Below are 16,897 nucleotides of genomic sequence, written 5' to 3' on the forward strand. Positions count from 1 at the left end.
GCGAGATAGAGAGGGGATGGACCAGGATCGGTCATCCCCTCTCTATCTCGCGGGTCCCCCTTCTCTATCTCGCGGAGGTGGGGGCCGGTGCCACGGGGGCGAACCGGCCGGGCAGCTCGCGCTTGAGGATCTTGCCGCTCGGGCCCAGGGGGAGCTCGTCCACCACGTGCACGACGCGCGGGTACTTGAACGCGGCCACGCGCTCCCGGACCCAGGCGACGAGCGCGTCGGCGTCGACGGCGCGCCCGTCGACCGGCACGACGGCGGCGTGGATCTCCTGGCCGTGCACCGGGTCGGCGACGCCGAAGACGGCGGCCAGCGCGACGTCCGGGTGGGAGATCAGCGTCGCCTCCACCTCGGTGGGATACACGTTGTACCCGTTGCGGATGATCATGTCCTTCTTGCGGTCGGTGATCGCGAGGATCCCGTCGGCGTCGAGGGTGCCGAGGTCGCCGGTGCGGAACCAGCCGTCCACGACGGCCGCGGCGTCGGCGTCCGGCCGCCCCAGGTAGCCCTTGAGCAGGTTGTGCCCGCGCACCACGACCTCGCCGAGCGCGCCCGGCTCGGTCAGCAGGTGCACCTCGTGGTCGATCACCGCGTCGGCGATCGCCACGTCCACGCCCCACATCGGCCGGCCCACCGTGCCGGGCCGGATCGGCTCGAAGACCGTGTTGAACGAGACGCTCGGGGACGTCTCGGTGAGGCCGTAGCCCTCGTGCACCTCGGCGCCGTAGGCGGCGGCGAACTCCTCGAGCACGCTCACCGGCAGCGCGGCGCCGCCCGAGACGGCGTACCGCAGCGGCGGCCGGGCGTCGCTGCGGCGGGCGGCCTCCAGCATCCCGACGAACATCGTCGGCACGGCGGTGAACACCGTGGCGCAGTGCGCGACGAGGAGCTCGAGCGCCTGGTCGGGGTCGAACCGCGGCAGCAGCACCACCGACGCCCCGACGCGGAACGCGCAGTTCATCACCGCCATCTGCCCGAACGCGTGGAACAGGGGCAGGCCCCCGAAGACGACGTCGTCGTGCCGCAGGTCGAAGGAGTCGATGAGGGAGCAGTGCACCTGCTCCACGGCGGCCAGGTGGGAGCCGACGGAGCCCTTGGGCAGCCCGGTGGTGCCGCTGGTGTAGAGGATCGTCGCGGCCGACGTCGGGCGCACCGGCGTGTGCCGCTCCACCGGGGTCGCGGCGGCCGCCTCGTCCTCGAGGCGAGGGAGCGCCGGCCCGCCCTGCTCCGCGGAGGGGGCGAGCACCGTGACGAGGGGCACGCCCGCGCGCCGGGCGGCGGGCGCGGCCTCGGCGAGCAGCGGCGCGGCGGCGACGACGACGTCGGCCCGGCTGTCGCGCAGCACGAACTCGATCTCGCCCGAGCGGAACAGCAGGTGGATCGGCACGACCACGGCGCCGAGGGTGAGCGCCGCGTAGTAGACGCGCGCGAAGTCGGGCACGTTCGGCACGACCATCGCCACGCGCGAGCCGCGCCCGATCCCGCGCGCCGCCAGGGCGCCGGCGTACGCGCGGGTCTGGTCCCACAGCTCGCCGTACGTGGTGGTGGTCCCCGCGAAGTGCAGGGCGGGGTAGTCGGGGTGGCGGCGCGCCGTCTCCGCCAGCAGCGACGCCGCCGAGAGCGTCCCGAAGCCGGGGCCGTCGACGGCGTCGTCGGTGACGCCGTCGAGGGGAGGGCGGTCGGGGCCGGGGGAGGCGGGGTCGGGGGTCGGGGTCATGTCCGGTCCTTTCGTCGTCGTCGATCGTGGACGGGGAAGTGAGGGATTCAGGCGCGCAGCTCGGCCCGCCCGAGGGAGCTCAGGTGCACCTCGTCGGGGCCGTCGGCGAGCCGCAGGGCGCGCGCCGCGGCGAACATCTCCGCGAGCGGCTGGTCGCCGGACAGCCCGGCGGCGCCGAAGAGCTGCATCGCGCGGTCGAGGACCGCCTGGACGGCGCGCGGGACGGCGATCTTGATGGCCTGGATCTCGCGCATGGCCTGCCGGTTGCCGACCGTGTCCATGAGCCACGCGGTCTTGAGGACGAGGAGCCGGAGTGCCTCGATCTTGACCCGGGAGGTCGCGACCCAATCGCGCACCACTCCCTGCTCGGCCAGCGGGCGGCCGAACGCGGAGCGCTCGCGGGCCCGCTCCGTGGCGAGCGCGAGCGCCCGCTCCGCCATGCCGAGGGCGCGCATGCAGTGGTGGATGCGGCCCGGCCCGAGGCGCGCCTGCGCCATCGCGAAGCCCTCGCCCTCGCCGCCCAGCAGGTTCGCGGCGGGCACGCGCACGTCGTCGAAGGCGATCTCGGCGTGCCCGCCGTGGTCGCGGTCGTCGTAGCCGAACACGGTCAGCGGGCGCACGACCGTCACCCCGGGGGCGTCGCGCGGCACGACCACCATCGACTGCTGCCGGTGGCGAGGCGCGTCGGGGTCGGTCTTGCCCATGACGACGAGCAGCGCCGCGCCCGGGTTCATGGCGCCGGTGGACCACCACTTGCGGCCCGTGATGACGAGCTCGTCGCCGTCGCGCCGGATGCGGGTGCCGATCTGCGACGCGTCGCTGGAGGCCACCCCCGGCTCGGTCATGCAGAACGCGGACCGGATGCGCGCGTCGAGCAGCGGGTCGAGCCACTCACGCTGCTGGTCGGGCGTGCCGAAGTGGGCGAGCAGCTCCATGTTGCCGGTGTCCGGGGCGGCGCAGTTGAACGCCGCCGGGGCCAGGCGCGGGCTCCAGCCGGTGAGCTCGGCCAGGGGCGCGTACTGGAGGTTCGTGAGGCCGGCGCCGCGGTCCCCGGCGGGCCCGTCGCCCGGGAGGAACAGGTTCCACAGGCCTCGCTCGCGCGCGGCGGCCTGCAGGTCGCGCACCACGGGCGGCGGCGACCAGTCGCCCGGGGCAGCCGCGAGCTGCGCGTCGAGCACCGGCTCCGCCGGCAGCACGCGCTCGTCGAGGAACGCGCGGACCCGGCCGGTGAGCTCCGCGGTGCGGGCGTCGGGGGCGAAGTCCATGTCAGTCCCTCCCCGCCTGCGCCGCAGTCGTCGGCATGCTCGGCGACGTCGTGGGCAGGTGCGCGAGGCCGTCCGCGGCCAGGGGGTCCACGAGGGCGCCGATGCGGTCGAAGCCCTCGCCGACCGTCTCGCCCGCCCGGTAGCGGTAGTGGATGCCCTCGAGGATCACGGCGAGCTTGTACGCGGCGAACGCGCGGTACCAGGACAGGTCGGGCGGCGCGGTGCGCGACCGCGCGGCGTAGGCGTCGACGAGCTCGGCGAACTCCGGGTACCCGGCGCCCGGGACGACGGCGCTGAGCGCGTCGTCGTCGGCGGACGCTGCGTCGGACGCTTCGTCGGACACAGCCCGCGCGGTGAGGCCGCGGATGTCCCAGTACAGGCCGAGCATGCCGAGGTCGACCAGCGGGTCGCCGAGCGTCGCCATCTCCCAGTCGAGGACGGCGGCGACGCGGGGCGCGTCGGGCGGCCCGACGACGATCGCGTTGTCGAGGCGGAAGTCGCCGTGCACGATGCCGGCGCGGCCCCCTGACGCGGGGACGCTCGCGACGAGCCGGTCCTGCAGCGCGTCCAGCCGCGACTGGGGGCGGCTGCGGGAGGCGTCGTACTGGCGCCGCCAGGTGGCGACCTGGCGGTCGAGGTAGCCGTCGGGGCGGCCGAAGTCCGCGAGCCCGACGGCGGCGGGGTCCACGGCGTGCAGGTCGGCGAGCACCTCGGCGAGCTCGAGGCCGAGGGCGTGCAGGCCGCCGGCCGTGAACGCGGCGTTCTGCCCCGGGCGGGACAGCACCGTGCCGGCCACGTGCTCCATGACGAAGAAGACGGTGCCGGTGACCTCGCCGCGGTCGGTGTCGTCGACGACGTCCACGGTGCGCGGCACGGGGACGGCGCTGTCCGCGAGGGCGGTGACGACGCGGTGCTCGCGGCGCATGTCGTGCGCGGTGGACAGGACGTGGCCCAGGGGCGGGCGTCGCACGACCAGCGGCACGCGGGCCCCGTCGACCCGGTAGGTGAGGTTGCTGCGGCCGCCGGCGATCACGCTCGCGGTGAGCTCGCCGCCGGTGCCGGTGCCCCCGTCCGTGAGCTCGGGGTGCTCCCGCTCCAGCCACGCCCGCAGCCCTGCGGTGTCCAGTCCGGGCACGTCGGTCATCGGTGACCACCTTCCGTCGACCCGGTCCGTCCCGGGGCTCGAGCGAGCATACCGCGCAGTCGGTATGTGGTGCGACCAGGTCGCCCAGGGGCGCGTGGGCCGTTCCGGTCAGTCCTGCAGGGCGGCGACCGCCTGGCGGATGCCGTCCGGAACGGGCACCGGGCGCCGGGTCGGCTCGTCGACGAACACGTGCGTGAAGCGCCCGACCGCGATCGGCTCGTCGCCGCCCGCGCGCAGCACGTGCAGGTCCCAGGTGAGGCTGGTGCGGCCCAGCCGCTCGACGCCGATCCCGACCTCGAGCTCCTCGGGGTAGGACGCCGGGGCGCGGAACTCGCACGACGACGCGACGCACAGCCCGATGACGTCGCCCCGCGGGTCCAGCCCGCCGCGGGCGATCATCCACGCGTTCACGGCGGTGTCCATCGCGGCGTAGTACACGGTGTTGTTGACGTGGCCGTACTGGTCGTTGTCGTTCCAGCGCAGCGGGAAGGGGTGGCGGGCGCGGGGCATCGGGGCTCCTGGGTCTCTGGCGGTAGGGCGACGGCGCGGGTCAGGCCGGGGCCGAGTGCACCCGCAGCAGGTGCCGGAACGCGACGGCGGCGCGATCCGCCTCGGGCGTCTCGCCGGTGATCAGGTCGGCGTAGGTGAACGACTCGGAGACGCGCACCAGCAGGTAGGCGAGGGACGCCGGGTCGATGCCGCCGGCGCCCGCGCCGTCGTCGAACGGGTGGTCGCCGATCTCGGTGCGGACCAGCCACTCGCACGTGGCGAGGAAGCGGTGCTGGATGGGGCTGGCCTTCGTGGTCAGCAGCCGCAGCGCGCGCGAGGGTTCCCGGGCGAGGAACTCCCGGAAGTAGGGGGCGGCGATGAGGTCGCCCGCGAAGCGCGTGAGGAGGCCGGCGACCCGCTCTGCCCCGCGCTCGGACGCCGTCGCGCGGTCGGCCTGGACCAGGGTGGGCACGGCCAGCGACCAGAGCACCTCGGTGAGCAGCGCGTCGCGGTTGCCGACCCAGCGGAACACCGAGGTGCGGTCCACCCCCAGGCTCGCCGCCAGCGGGCCCATGTCCAGGCGCCGGCCGGCGATGAACGTCTCGCGCGCGAGGTCGAACGCGCGCCGGGCGTCCGCGTGGGCGCCCGGCGCCAGGCGCAGGGACAGCGGTGTAGGCGCGGCCTCGAGGCCGACGGTCGCGATGGGCGCGTCGTGGTGCTCGCCGTCCTGCACGGCATCGGGCGCGGCGTCGCGTGCGCCGTCGTGCTCGTCGGTCGGGGTGCTCGTGGCGCTGTCCGGCATGCCCGCAGCCTAGTGTGGCGGGGCGAGGTTCGTGCAACATCTTGGAAAATGATGCACGCAGGTGCACACTGGTCGCGTTCGACGACGATCGGAGCAACGATGACGTTCACCGCCCCGGCCCCCGACGTGGCCGCCGTCCCCGCCCTGCTGGATGCCGACTTCTACGGCTTCCAGGGCCTGCTGTCCCCCCGCGAGCAGGAGGCGGCGCTCGCCGTGCGCGAGTTCATGGAGCGCGAGGTGCGCCCCCTCGCCGACGACTACTGGGAGCGCGCGGAGTGCCCCGTGCACCTGTTCAAGCCGTTCGCCGAGCTCGGCACGGTGGGCGCGGCGTGGCCCGAGTGCGCGCCGTTCGAGAGCTCAGCGGTCTTCCGTGGGTGGATCGGCATGGAGCTGGCCCGGGTGGACTCCTCCTTCTGCACGTTCATCGGCGTGTCCTCGGGGCTCGCGATGAGCGCCGTCGGGCTCGGCGGCTCGCCCGAGCAGCGCGCGCAGTGGCTGCCGCCCATGGCGAGCGGCGACGTCATCGGCGCGTTCGGCCTCACCGAGCCGCTCTCCGGCTCGGACACCGCCAAGGGGCTGCGCACCACCGCCACCCGGGACGGCGACACCTGGACGCTGCACGGCGCCAAGCGCTGGATCGGCAACGCGACCTTTGCCGACGTCGTCGTGATCTGGGCCATGGACACCGCGGACGACCAGGTCAAGGGCTTCCTCGTGCGGAAGGGGACGCCGGGCTTCACCGCCACGAAGATCGAGCGCAAGCAGTCGCTGCGGATCGTGCAGAACGCGGACATCGAGCTCGACGGCGTCCAGGTCGCCGAGGCCGACCGGCTGCAGCGCATCGACAGCTTCCGCGACGTCGCCCAGGTGCTGCGCGTCACCCGCGACGGCGTGGCCTGGCAGTCGCTCGGCACGATGATCGGTGCGTACGAGGCGGCCGTCGCGTACACGAGGCAGCGCGAGCAGTTCGGTCACCCGATCGCCAGCTACCAGCTGATCCAGGACAAGCTCGCCACCGCGCTCGCCAACGTCACCGCGAGCCTGGCCGTGTGCGTGCGCGTCTCCCAGCTGCAGGACGCCGGGACGCAGCGCGACGCGCACGCCGCGATGGCCAAGTCGTTCGTCACCACCCGCATGCGCGAGACCGTCGCCCTCGCACGCGAGGCCTGCGGTGGCAACGGCATCACCCTCGACACCGGCGTCGCGCGGTACTTCGCCGACGCCGAGGCCGTGTACACGTTCGAGGGCACCCGGGACATGAACAACCTCATCGTGGGCCGCGAGATCACCGGCCACGCGGCGTTCGTCTGATCCGCCGCCCCCCGAACCGACCGAAGGAGACCCGACATGACCGAGGCGTACATCGTCGCCACCGCGCGCTCGCCGATCGGCCGCGCGCACAAGGGCTCGCTCAAGGACGTCCGCGCCGACGACCTCGCCGCGCGGATGGTCGCCGCGGCCGTCGCGCAGGTGCCCGGGCTCGACCCGGCCCGCATCGACGACCTCCTGCTGGGCTGCGGGCTGCCCGGCGGCCGGCAGGGCATGAACATGGCCCGCGTCGTGGCCGTGCTGAACGGCTGGGACTCCGTGCCCGGCACCACCGTGACCCGCTACTGCTCCTCCAGCCTGCAGACCACGCGCATGGCGTTCCATGCCATCAAGGCGGGGGAGGGCGACGTCTTCGTGTCCGCCGGCGTCGAGTCGGTGAGCGGGATGGCCGTCGGGTCGAGCGACGAGATCCCCGGCGTCGACCTCACGAACCCGCGCTTCGCCGGCGCCCTGGAGCACACGGCGAAGCGAGCCGTCGGCGGCGCCGGGACGTGGGGGGACCCGCGCGCCGACGGCGCCCTGCCGGACGTCTACATCGCCATGGGGCAGACGGCGGAGAACGTCGCGGACCTGCGAGGCATCTCGCGCCGTGACCAGGACGAGTTCGCGGCACGCAGCCAGCAGCGCGCCGAGGCGTCGATCGCGGACGGCTTCTGGGCGCGGGACATCACGCCCGTCACGCTCGACGACGGCACGGTGGTGTCCGCGGACGACGGCCCGCGCCCCGGGACGACGGTGGAGAAGCTCGCGACCCTCGACCCGGTGTTCCGCCCCGACGGCACGGTCACGGCGGGCAACGCGTGCCCGCTCAACGACGGGGCCGCCGCCGTCGTCGTGGTCTCCGACCGCCTCGTCGAGGAGCTCGGCCTGACGCCGCTCGCCCGCATCGTGTCGACCGGCGTCACTGGGCTCTCGCCCGAGATCATGGGCCTCGGCCCGGTCGAGGCGAGCCGGCAGGCGCTCGCCCGCGCCGGCCTCGGGATCGACGACATGGACCTCGTCGAGATCAACGAGGCGTTCGCCGCGCAGGTCATCGCGTCGGCCCTCGAGCTGGGCATCGAGGACGAGCGGCTCAACGTGCACGGCGGCGCCATCGCCGTCGGCCACCCGTTCGGCATGACCGGCGCCCGCATCACGTCGACGCTCATCAACGGGCTCGAGGTGTCGGGCAGCCGCTACGGGCTGGAGACCATGTGCGTCGGCGGCGGGCAGGGCATGGCGATGGTGCTGGAGCGCGTCGCGTAGCGTGCGTCGCCCTCGACGTAGCGATCAGTGCCGCTTCCGGGCGACGACAACGATGGAATCGCTACGTCGAGGGAGCCGGGGCCGGTCGGGCGGCGCTCAGATCCACTCGCCGTCGCGCATGAGGGTGCGGCCGGCGAGCTCGTCGACCTCGCGCCAGGCCTGGATGCGGTGGGGGCGGAGCACGAGGTAGACGTCGTGCTCGCCGCCCGGACGCGGGTCCCAGTCCGCCTGCGCGGCGTAGCCCTCCGCGAGCTCCGGCGGCGCCTCGGCGACCTGGACCGAGCGCTCGAGGTCGGCGTCGACCATGACGACGTCGCGCGTCGCGCCGAGGGAGAGCCGTGCGGTGCCGGTGGCGATCAGGTTGCGGCCCGTGCGCGACGTCGCCTCGAGCGCGAGGACGACCCGCTCGTCGATCCACGCCATCGACAGCGGCACCAGGTACGGCACGGGCGTGCCGTCGGGCGCCGTCGAGGCCGTGGCGACCCAGACGTCCCGTACAGGGGAGCTCAGCATCGCCAGCGTGTCGGCGCGGCGCTGCTCGCGCGGGCGGGGAGCGGGTGCGACCTGCGGGTTCGTCGTCATGGCGTCATCCTGCCCGACCTCGGCCTCCGGCACATGGAGCCCGGGGCCGAGGTCGGGCGTCGCTGCGGACGTCAGGACGGCGACGCGGCCTCGGGCACGTACAGCGCCAGCGTCTGCGCGACGAGCGCCGGCTTGTCGACGCCCTCGATCTCGACGGTCACGGTCGAGGCCAGGCGCACGCCCTGGGCGACGGCCTCGGCACCGGTGAGCTCCGTCGTCGCGCGGACGCGCGAGCCGACCGGCACGGGATGCAGGAACCGCACCTTGTCCAGGCCGTAGTTCATCGCCATCGCGACGCCGCCCACCTCGACCAGCGACGACGCCAGCCGGGGCAGCAGGGACAGGGTGAGGAACCCGTGGGCGATCGTCGTGCCGAACGGGCCGTCCGCGGCGCGCCACGGGTCGACGTGGATCCACTGGAGGTCCTCGGTGGCGTCGGCGAATGCGTCGATGCGCTCCTGTGTGATCGCGAACCACTCGCCGGTGGCCTTCTGCCCGACGGCGTCGGCCAGCGTGGCGGGGGAGGAGACCTTGATGGTCGTGCTCACGCCTTGCTCCGCTCCCTTCACGCCTTCGGCCCGCCCGCCACGTAGAGCACCTGCCCCGAGACGAACGCCGCCTCCTCGGAGCAGAAGAACGACACGGCGGCCGCGATGTCCTCCGGCTGCCCGACCCGCCCGACGGGCACGTCCTTGGCGGCCTCGGCGTGGAACTGCTCGGGCGTCATGCCGATGCGCTCGGCCGTCGCCGCGATCATGTCGGTGGCGATGACGCCGGGTGCCACGGCGTTGGCGGTGACGCCGAACTTGCCCAGCTCGATCGCGAGCGTCTTGGTGAACCCCTGCATGCCCGCCTTCGCGGCCGAGTAGTTCGCCTGGCCCCGGTTGCCGAGCGCGGACGTGCTGGACAGGTTGACCACGCGGCCCCAGCCGGCGGCGACCATGTGCGACTGCACGGCCCGGGTCACGACGAACGCGCCGCGCAGGTGCACGCGCAGCACGGCGTCCCAGTCGTCCTCGGACATCTTGAACAGCAGGTTGTCGCGCAGGATGCCGGCGTTGTTCACGACGATCGTCGGCGCGCCGAGCTCGTCGGTCACGCGCGCGACGGCGGCCTCGACCGCGGCGGCGTCGGCGACGTCCACGCCGATCCCGATCGCTCGCCCGCCCGCGCCGACGATGCCGGCGGCGGTCTCGGCGGCCTGCTCCTCCAGGAGGTCGAGGACGGCGACGGCGTGGCCGTCGGCGGCCAGGCGGCGCGCGGTCGCGGCGCCGATGCCGCGGGCCCCGCCGGTGACGACGGCGACGCGAGGTGTGTCGGAGCGGGTGACGGGCAAGGTGGAGCCGGTGGTGGTCATGCGGTGATCCTCTCGTCGAAGGTGATGAGCTGGCGCAGCTGGGCGCCGGCGGCGAGCTGGTCCAGGGCCGCCGGCAGGTCCTCGAGCCCGATGCGGGCCGAGACGAGCGACTCGAGCGGCAGTCGGCCCGCGCGCCACAGGTCGACGTACCGCGGGATGTCGCGTCGCGGCACGGACGACCCGAGGTAGGAGCCCACGACGGTGCGGGCCTCGGCCGTCAGGGTCAGGGGCGCGACGGATGCGCGGGCATCGGGGCCGGGGAGCCCGGCCGTGACGGTGGTCCCGCCGGGCGCGGTGAGCGCGAGGGCGGTCTCGAACGCGCGCGCCGAGCCGACCGCCTCGACGACCACGGGCGCCCGCTCGCCGCCGTCGAGGGCTTCTGTGGGGGTACGAGCCGTGGCGCCGAGGCTGCGGGCGAGCTCGAGCTTGGCGGGCACCGGGTCGACGCCCAGCACCTCGTGCCCCAGGGCGCGCGCCACGAGCAGGGCGGCCATCCCGACGCCGCCGAGCCCGACGACGGCCACGCGGTCGCCGGGTGCCGGGCGGCCGGCGTTGACGACCGCGCCGCCGCCCGTGAGGACCGCGCAGCCCAGCAGGGCGGCGACGTCGGCGGGCACGTCGTCGTCCACCGGGACCACGGAGGTGCGGTGCACGACGGCGTGCGTGGCGAAGGCGCTGGCGCCCAGGTGGTGGTGCACGGGAGCGATGCCGCGGTGCAGCCGCACGGCGCCGCCGACGAGCGTGCCGGCCGCGTTGGCGGCGCTGCCGACCGTGCAGGGCAGCCGGCCGTCCGTGGCGCAGGCCGCGCAGGCGCCGCACCGCGGCAGGAACGTCAGGACGACGCGGCGGCCGGGGACGATGCCGTCGGTGTCGCGGTCGGCGTCGTCGACGCTGTGCTCCGACCCGGCGCCGACCGCCTCCACGATCCCGGCGGCCTCGTGGCCGAGGAGCATGGGGACGGGGCGTTCGCGGCTGCCGTCCACCACGCTCAGGTCGGAGTGGCACAGCCCCGCGGCCTCGATGCGGACCAGGAGCTCGCCGGGCCCGGGCGGGTCGAGCTCGAGGGCGGTGGCACGCAGCGCGCCGGAGGTGGCGTACGGCGGGGGTGCCCCGGTGCGGTCCAGCACGGCGCCCACGATCTGCACGGTCGACCTCCTCGTCGATGAGGGCCCCAGTCTGCTCCCGGGAGCCCGCCGAAACGACATACCGACTACGCGGTATGTCGAGAGCAGCGTACACGAGCGAGGCGTCCGTGCGGCCGACCTGCGCGGTTGACAGCGGTCCTCGGCGCGACGTCTACTGGCAGTGTTCGAACAGACGTTCGAACCTGGTGATCGCCGTGCTGTCGTCGTGCGGTCGGTGCTGGTCGTGGTCGCCGGGCGTCGCCCGACGGCTCGGGGGGAGGTCGCGTGACGGTCGTCGCCCCGCCGCGTGCCGCGGCCCGCTCCCTGCCCGATCCTCTGTCCGATCGTCTGCCCGATCGTCTGCCCGATCGTCTGCCCGACGGCCCGGTCGACCGGGCCGCCGTCGCGCGGGCCGCGTTGCGGGCGGCGGAGGAGCGCACGGGCCGGCACGCCTCCCAGCACTCCGTGCCCCGCGCCGGTCAGCGTCCCGGGACAGGCGGCGCGGCAGGGCCGGGCGGCCGTCTGCTGCCGGTGCACCCGGGGCTGGCGGACCTCCTGCCCGACGGCGGCCTGGCCGCGGGCACGGTGCTCGCCGTGCGCGGCTCGACGACGCTCCTGCTCGCGCTGCTGGCGGAGGCGTCGCGGTCCGGGGCATGGGTCGCGCTCGTCGGCGCGCCGAGCGTCGGGATGCTGGCCGCCGCGGACGCGGGGATCGCGCTCGGGCGCACCGTGCTCGTCCCCTCCCCGGGCCCGGACGCGCCCGCGGCCCTCGCCGCGCTGCTCGACGGGATGGACGTGGTGGTCGTCGGTCCGGGCGCCACCCTGCTCGACGGCGACCGGCGCCGCCTGGCCGCGCGCGCCCGGGAGCGGGGCGCGGTGCTGGTGGCGCAGGCCGCCTGGCCCGGCGCGCACGTCACCCTGGACGCGCGGGGCGGCACCTGGTCCGGCGTCGACCACGGGGCGGGCTGGCTGCGCCGCCGCACCCTGCGCGTGCGGCGCACCGGTCGCGGGGCCGCCGCCCGGCCCGTCGAGATCGAGGTGGACGTGCCGCTCCAGGTGGAGCGCGTGGTCGGCGGCCCCGACGCGGTGGGCACCGTCCCGGGCGCCGACGTGCCCGCCGGGGCGCACGGCCCCGCCGAGCCCGCCCGGCTGCGGGTGGCGTGATGACGGGCGGCAAGGCCCCGTCCGGGGCCGCCTCGGCCGGGGCGACCTCGCGGACGGCCGTGCTGTGGGTCCCGGACTGGCCGGTGGTCGCGGCGCTGGCGGGCGCGGGCCTGGACGCGCACGTCCCCGCGGCGGTGCTCGGCGCCCGCTCCGGGGGCGGGGCGGGCGCGGGGCACACCGTCGTGGCCGTCTCGGCGGTCGCCCGCGCGCAGGGGGTGCGGCGGGGGATGCGGCGCCGGCAGGCGCAGGAGCGGTGCCCCGAGGTGGCGCTCCTGGCGGCCGACGACGCCCGCGACGCGCGGGAGTTCGAGCCGGTGGCGCTCGCGGCCGAGACGGTGGTGGCGGGCCTGGAGGTGGCCCGTCCGGGGCTGCTCCTGCTGCCGGCGGGCGGGGCGGCGCGCTACCACGGCTCCGAGCTCGCGCTGGCGCAGGCCCTCGTGGGCGCCGTCGCCGCGCGCACCGGGCACGAGAGCCAGGTGGGCGTGGCCGACGGGCTGCTCGCGGCGGTGCTCGCCGCCCGCGAGGACGCCGTCGTGCCCCCGGGCGGGTCCGCGGCGTTCCTCGCCGACCGTCCGGTCGGGGAGCTGGTGCACGCCGTCTGCGACCCGGCCGGGGTGGCCGCCGTCCGGGAGTCGGCCGGGCTGTGGTGGCGGCTCGGCCTGCGCACCCTCGGCGACCTGGCTGCCCTGCCGGCCGCGAGCGTCCAGGCGCGCTTCGGCGACCTCGGCGCCTGGGCGCAGCGCCTGGCCCGAGGCGAGGACCTGCGCCCGCCGGCGCGGCGGCGTATCGAGGAGGACCTGGCCGTCGCGGAGGAGCTCGACCCGCCCGCACTGCGGGTCGACGTCGCGACCTTCGCCGCCCGCCGCCTCGCCACCGCGCTGCACGACCTGCTCGCGTCGCGCGGGCTGGCCTGCGGGCGGCTGCGGATCACCGCGCGTACGGCGGGCGCCGACCTCGGCGGGGACGACGTCGGGGACGTCGGCGGGGGGAGCGAGGGTGCCGTGCTGGAGCGGGTGTGGCGCACCGACGACGCCGCGGCCGGCGGGATGAGCGCGGCGCGGATCACCGACCGGGTGCGCTGGCAGCTCGAGGGCTGGCTGACCGCGGCGTCGGCCCGGCGCGGGGGTGAGTCGGACCCGGTCGTCGCGCCGATCGCGCACCTGGCACTGGCGGCGGAGGACGTCGTCCCGGCGACCACCCACCAGCCCGGCCTGTGGGGCGCGGACGCGGGCGAGGGCGAGCGCGCCCGGCGCGCGCTCGGGCGGGTGCAGGGGCTGCTCGGCGGGCACGCCGTGCTCACGGTGGAGCTGCAGGGCGGCCGCGGGCCCCGCGACCGGGTGCGGCTCGTGCCCTTCGGCACGGAGGGCGGCGCGGGCCGCGACCCCGGCCTGCCCTGGCCGGGCGCCCTGCCCAGCCCCCCGCCCGCGGGCCTGCCCGACGAGCCGGTGCCCGCCCGGGTGCTCGACGCCGCGGGGCGCGACGTCGTCGTGGACGCCCGGCTCGCGATGAGCGGCGAGCCCGCCGCCGTCGCGTGCGGTGGCGGTCGCGGGGCGGGCGGGGCGCAGGACGTCGCCACCGTGACGGGGTGGGCGGGCCCCTGGCCGCTCGCCGAGCGCTGGTGGTCGGCGGACGGGGGAGCCCGCCGCGTCTACCTGCAGGCGGTGCTCGACGACGGGCGCGCGCTGCTGCTGGCGCAGTCCGGCGGCGTCTGGCAGGTGGAGGCCTTCTATGACTAGCAAGGACGCGACCGGCGGGTACGCCGAGCTGCACGCGCACTCGGCGTTCAGCTTCCTCGACGGCGCGTCGCACCCGGAGGAGCTGGCTGCCGAGGGCGCGCGCCTCGGGGTGGAGGCGCTGGCGCTGACCGACCACGACGGGCTGTACGGGGTGGTGCGGTTCGCGGAGGCCGCGCGGAAGGTGGGGCTGCCCACGGTCTTCGGCGCCGAGCTGCACCTGCCCGCCCCGGTGACGCCCGGGGCCGCGCCGGGCACCGCCGGGAGCCGGCCCGTGCTCGACCCGCCCACCGGCGTCCCCGACCCGCGTGCCACCCATCTGCTGGTGCTGGCGCGCGGCGACCAGGGCTACCGCAACCTGTCCCGCGCGATCGCGACGGCCCACCTGGAGGCCGGGGTCAAGGGCAAGGCCCGGTACGACCTCGAGGGCCTGGGGGGCGAGGCGGGCGGCGAGTGGCTCGTGCTCACCGGGTGCCGCAAGGGCGCCGTCCGGCGCGCGCTCACCGCCCCCGCGGGCGGCGTCGACGCGGCGCGGCGCGAGCTCGACCTGCTGGTCGCCACGTTCGGCCGCGACAACGTGGCCGTCGAGCTCACCGCGACCGGCGACCCGCGTGACGCCGACCTGCACGACGCGCTCGCCGCCCTGGCCCACGACGCGCGCCTGCCGCTCGTCGCGACCACGAACGCGCACTACGCCCGCCCGCGCGACGCCGACCTGGCGGGCGCGCTCGCCGCCGTCCGGGCGCGCTCCTCGCTGGACGGCCTGGACGGCTGGCTGCCCGGCGCCCCGGTCGCGCACCTGCGCTCGGCCGCCGAGATGCGGGCGCTGCACCGGCGCCACCCGCGGGCCGTCTCCGCGGCGGCGGGGCTCGCGGCGGAGTGCGCCTTCGACCTGCGCCTGGTGGCGCCGAACCTGCCGCCCTACCCGGTGCCGGCGGGTCACGACGAGGCCAGCTGGCTGCGCGAGCTGGTGCGGCGGGGCGCCACCGACCGGTACGGACCGCGTCCCGCCCCGGGCGTCCCCGGCAACGAGCGCGCGTGGGCGCAGATCGACCACGAGCTGCGCGTCATCGAGGACCTGACGTTCCCCGGCTACTTCCTCGTCGTCTACGACCTCGTGGAGTTCTGCCGCACCGAGGGCATCCTGTGCCAGGGGCGGGGGAGCGCCGCCAACTCGGCGGTCTGCTACGCGCTGGGCATCACCGCGGTCGACGCCGTGAAGCACGGCCTGCTGTTCGAGCGCTTCCTCGCGCCCGAGCGCGACGGGCCGCCGGACATCGACATCGACATCGAGTCCGGGCGGCGCGAGGAGGTCATCCAGCACGTCTACGCGAAGTTCGGCCGGCAGCACGCGGCGCAGGTCGCGAACGTCATCTCCTACCGGCCGCGCTCCGCCGTGCGCGACGCCGCCCGCGCCCTCGGGTACGACGTCGGGCAGCAGGACGCGTGGAGCAAGTCCATCGAGCGCTGGGGGTCGCTGCGCGGGCCGGACCCCGTCAGCCCGGCGGCCGACGCCGCGGCGCAGGCCGCCCGGGCCGCGGCGGGCTCCGGCGGCTCGGGGGGCGGGACGCCGGTGAACCGCACCGCCGCCAAGGATGCGCGCGTCGCCGCCCTGTGGGGCCCGGCGGAGTCGCTCCCGGACGGGCGGCGGCCGCGCGCCCAGGGCGCGGGACGTGCCGACCGTCCGCACGAGGGGCACCTGCCGGGGACCGGCCGGCGGGACTGGACGCCGTCGCTGGGGTATCGGCAGGGCTCCGGACGCGTCGTCGACCCGCTCGCGACGGACGAGGGCGAGGTGCGCCGCGCCGACGACGCCCACGACGTCGTGCCCGCGCAGCGCCCGCCGTCGGCGGAGGAGGAAGGACAGATCCCCGGCCCGGTGCTCGACCTGGCCGACCGCATGCTGCGCCTGCCTCGCCACCTGGGCATCCACTCCGGCGGGATGGTGATGTGCGACCGCCCGGTGATCGAGGTCTGCCCCGTGGAGTGGGCGCGGATGGAGGGGCGCACGGTGCTGCAGTGGGACAAGGAGGACTGCGCCGACGCGGGGCTGGTGAAGTTCGACCTGCTCGGCCTCGGGATGCTCACCGCCATCCGGTACGCGTTCGACTCCATCGAGCAGCAGACGGGGGAGCGGCTCACGCTGCACGGCCTGCCCGACGACGACCCGGCGGTCTACGACCTGCTGTGCGCCGCCGACACGGTCGGGGTGTTCCAGGTGGAGTCGCGCGCGCAGATGGCCACCCTGCCGCGCCTGCGGCCGCAGAAGTTCTACGACATCGTCATCGAGGTCGCGCTCATCCGCCCCGGCCCGATCCAGGGCGGGTCGGTGCACCCGTACATCGAGCGGGCCCGGGGCCGCGAGCCCGTGACGTTCCTGCACGAGCTGCTGCGCCCGTCCCTCGGCAAGACGCTCGGCGTGCCGCTGTTCCAGGAGCAGCTCATGCAGATGGCGATCGACGTGGCGGGGTTCACCCCCGCCGAGTCCGACCAGCTGCGCCGGGCGATGGGCTCCAAGCGGTCGGTCGAGCGGATGGAGGCCCTGCGCGGGCGGCTCATGGAGGGGATGCGCAAGAAGGGGGTGGACGACCCGGCCGTGCGCGAGGAGATCTACGACAAGCTCAAGGCGTTCGCCGACTTCGGCTTCCCGGAGTCGCACGCCTACTCGTTCGCCTACCTCGTGTACGCGAGCTCGTGGCTCAAGGTGCACCACCCCGCCGCGTTCTACGCCGGCCTCCTGGCCGCGCAGCCCATGGGGTTCTACTCGCCACAGTCGCTCGCCGCCGACGCGCGCCGGCACGGGGTGCAGGTGCTGCGGCCGGACGTCAACGCCTCCCGGGCGCTGGCGTGCGTGGAGCGGTTGGCGCGGGATGGGTTCGGGGAGTCGTCGCGCTCGAATGATTCGGTCGCTGCGCTCCCTCGGCTCTCGCTCGACGACTC

General features: G+C 75.9%; 14 protein-coding genes. 5 read left to right on the forward strand and 9 right to left on the reverse strand.

The window, feature by feature from the left end; genetic code table 11:
* Positions 1-64: 64 nt before the first annotated feature.
* The 5 genes from ACFUVW_RS12130 to ACFUVW_RS12150 form a co-directional block, all read right to left on the reverse strand.
* Entirely contained in the window at positions 65-1,723 is a 1,659-nt protein-coding gene (locus tag ACFUVW_RS12130; RefSeq protein ID WP_430571580.1) for an AMP-binding protein, read from the reverse strand.
* A 47-nt stretch (positions 1,724-1,770) separates the two neighbouring features.
* Positions 1,771-2,988: an acyl-CoA dehydrogenase family protein gene (locus ACFUVW_RS12135; RefSeq protein ID WP_430571581.1), complete on the reverse strand. Its 1,218-nt coding sequence runs from the start codon at positions 2,986-2,988 to the stop codon at positions 1,771-1,773.
* A 1-nt stretch (position 2,989) separates the two neighbouring features.
* Positions 2,990-4,132 (reverse strand): phosphotransferase family protein, encoded by a 1,143-nt coding sequence (locus tag ACFUVW_RS12140; RefSeq protein ID WP_430571582.1) that lies wholly within the window; start codon positions 4,130-4,132, stop codon positions 2,990-2,992.
* Between the two features lie 108 nt (positions 4,133-4,240).
* Positions 4,241-4,642 carry an acyl-CoA thioesterase gene (locus tag ACFUVW_RS12145; RefSeq protein ID WP_430571583.1) on the reverse strand — a complete coding sequence of 134 codons (402 nt, stop codon included), beginning with the start codon at positions 4,640-4,642 and terminating at the stop codon, positions 4,241-4,243.
* 40 nt (positions 4,643-4,682) lie between these two features.
* Entirely contained in the window at positions 4,683-5,423 is a 741-nt protein-coding gene (locus ACFUVW_RS12150) for a QsdR family transcriptional regulator (RefSeq protein ID WP_430571584.1), read from the reverse strand.
* A gap of 99 nt (positions 5,424-5,522) precedes the next feature.
* Between ACFUVW_RS12150 and ACFUVW_RS12155 the strand changes: the two genes are divergently transcribed.
* On the forward strand, positions 5,523-6,734 hold the full coding sequence (locus ACFUVW_RS12155; protein ID WP_430571585.1) for an acyl-CoA dehydrogenase family protein: 1,212 nt from the start codon (positions 5,523-5,525) through the stop codon (positions 6,732-6,734).
* Positions 6,735-6,770: 36 nt separating this feature from the next.
* Positions 6,771-7,997, forward strand: a complete 1,227-nt coding sequence (locus ACFUVW_RS12160; protein WP_430571586.1) for an acetyl-CoA C-acetyltransferase — start codon at positions 6,771-6,773, stop codon at positions 7,995-7,997.
* A 96-nt stretch (positions 7,998-8,093) separates the two neighbouring features.
* Here the strand turns inward: ACFUVW_RS12160 and ACFUVW_RS12165 are convergent, their stop codons facing one another.
* From ACFUVW_RS12165 to ACFUVW_RS12180, 4 genes are all read right to left on the reverse strand, one after another.
* The gene (locus tag ACFUVW_RS12165; protein WP_430571587.1) at positions 8,094-8,579 is read right to left on the reverse strand and encodes a pyridoxamine 5'-phosphate oxidase family protein; all 486 of its coding nucleotides are present in this window, start codon (positions 8,577-8,579) and stop codon (positions 8,094-8,096) included.
* A 71-nt stretch (positions 8,580-8,650) separates the two neighbouring features.
* On the reverse strand, positions 8,651-9,127 hold the full coding sequence (locus ACFUVW_RS12170; protein WP_430571588.1) for a MaoC family dehydratase: 477 nt from the start codon (positions 9,125-9,127) through the stop codon (positions 8,651-8,653).
* A 17-nt stretch (positions 9,128-9,144) separates the two neighbouring features.
* A complete protein-coding gene (fabG, locus tag ACFUVW_RS12175) occupies positions 9,145-9,936 on the reverse strand; it encodes a 3-oxoacyl-ACP reductase FabG (protein WP_430571589.1) in 792 nt (263 codons plus the stop codon).
* Positions 9,933-11,081: a zinc-binding dehydrogenase gene (locus ACFUVW_RS12180; protein ID WP_430571590.1), complete on the reverse strand. Its 1,149-nt coding sequence runs from the start codon at positions 11,079-11,081 to the stop codon at positions 9,933-9,935. Before ACFUVW_RS12180 ends, fabG begins: the two co-directional genes overlap by 4 nt.
* Before the next feature lie 264 nt (positions 11,082-11,345).
* Here ACFUVW_RS12180 and ACFUVW_RS12185 point away from each other — a divergent pair, with 264 nt between their 5' ends.
* The 3 genes from ACFUVW_RS12185 to ACFUVW_RS12195 form a co-directional block, all read left to right on the forward strand.
* The gene (locus tag ACFUVW_RS12185) at positions 11,346-12,224 is read left to right on the forward strand and encodes a hypothetical protein (protein WP_430571591.1); all 879 of its coding nucleotides are present in this window, start codon (positions 11,346-11,348) and stop codon (positions 12,222-12,224) included.
* A complete protein-coding gene (locus ACFUVW_RS12190; RefSeq protein WP_430571592.1) occupies positions 12,224-13,960 on the forward strand; it encodes a DNA polymerase Y family protein in 1,737 nt (578 codons plus the stop codon). The genes ACFUVW_RS12185 and ACFUVW_RS12190 overlap by 1 nt, the downstream gene beginning before the upstream one ends.
* Positions 13,953-16,897 (forward strand): PHP domain-containing protein (locus tag ACFUVW_RS12195; RefSeq protein WP_430571593.1); only part of this gene is annotated, 2,945 nt, incomplete at its 3' end. The genes ACFUVW_RS12190 and ACFUVW_RS12195, both read left to right, overlap by 8 nt.

This window comes from Isoptericola sp. NPDC057391 (assembly GCF_042668085.1).
In the GTDB taxonomy this organism is placed as follows: domain Bacteria; phylum Actinomycetota; class Actinomycetes; order Actinomycetales; family Cellulomonadaceae; genus Isoptericola.

Coding starts and splice junctions, on each gene's coding strand:
- ACFUVW_RS12130 (WP_430571580.1), bottom strand. CDS start 1,723: ATGACCCCGACCCCCGACCCCGCCTCCCCCGGCCCCGACCGCCCTCCC.
- ACFUVW_RS12150 (WP_430571584.1), bottom strand. CDS start 5,423: ATGCCGGACAGCGCCACGAGCACCCCGACCGACGAGCACGACGGCGCA.
- ACFUVW_RS12145 (WP_430571583.1), bottom strand. CDS start 4,642: ATGCCCCGCGCCCGCCACCCCTTCCCGCTGCGCTGGAACGACAACGAC.
- ACFUVW_RS12165 (WP_430571587.1), bottom strand. CDS start 8,579: ATGACGACGAACCCGCAGGTCGCACCCGCTCCCCGCCCGCGCGAGCAG.
- ACFUVW_RS12155 (WP_430571585.1), top strand. CDS start 5,523: ATGACGTTCACCGCCCCGGCCCCCGACGTGGCCGCCGTCCCCGCCCTG.
- ACFUVW_RS12140 (WP_430571582.1), bottom strand. CDS start 4,132: ATGACCGACGTGCCCGGACTGGACACCGCAGGGCTGCGGGCGTGGCTG.
- ACFUVW_RS12190 (WP_430571592.1), top strand. CDS start 12,224: ATGACGGGCGGCAAGGCCCCGTCCGGGGCCGCCTCGGCCGGGGCGACC.
- ACFUVW_RS12135 (WP_430571581.1), bottom strand. CDS start 2,988: ATGGACTTCGCCCCCGACGCCCGCACCGCGGAGCTCACCGGCCGGGTC.
- fabG (WP_430571589.1), bottom strand. CDS start 9,936: ATGACCACCACCGGCTCCACCTTGCCCGTCACCCGCTCCGACACACCT.
- ACFUVW_RS12160 (WP_430571586.1), top strand. CDS start 6,771: ATGACCGAGGCGTACATCGTCGCCACCGCGCGCTCGCCGATCGGCCGC.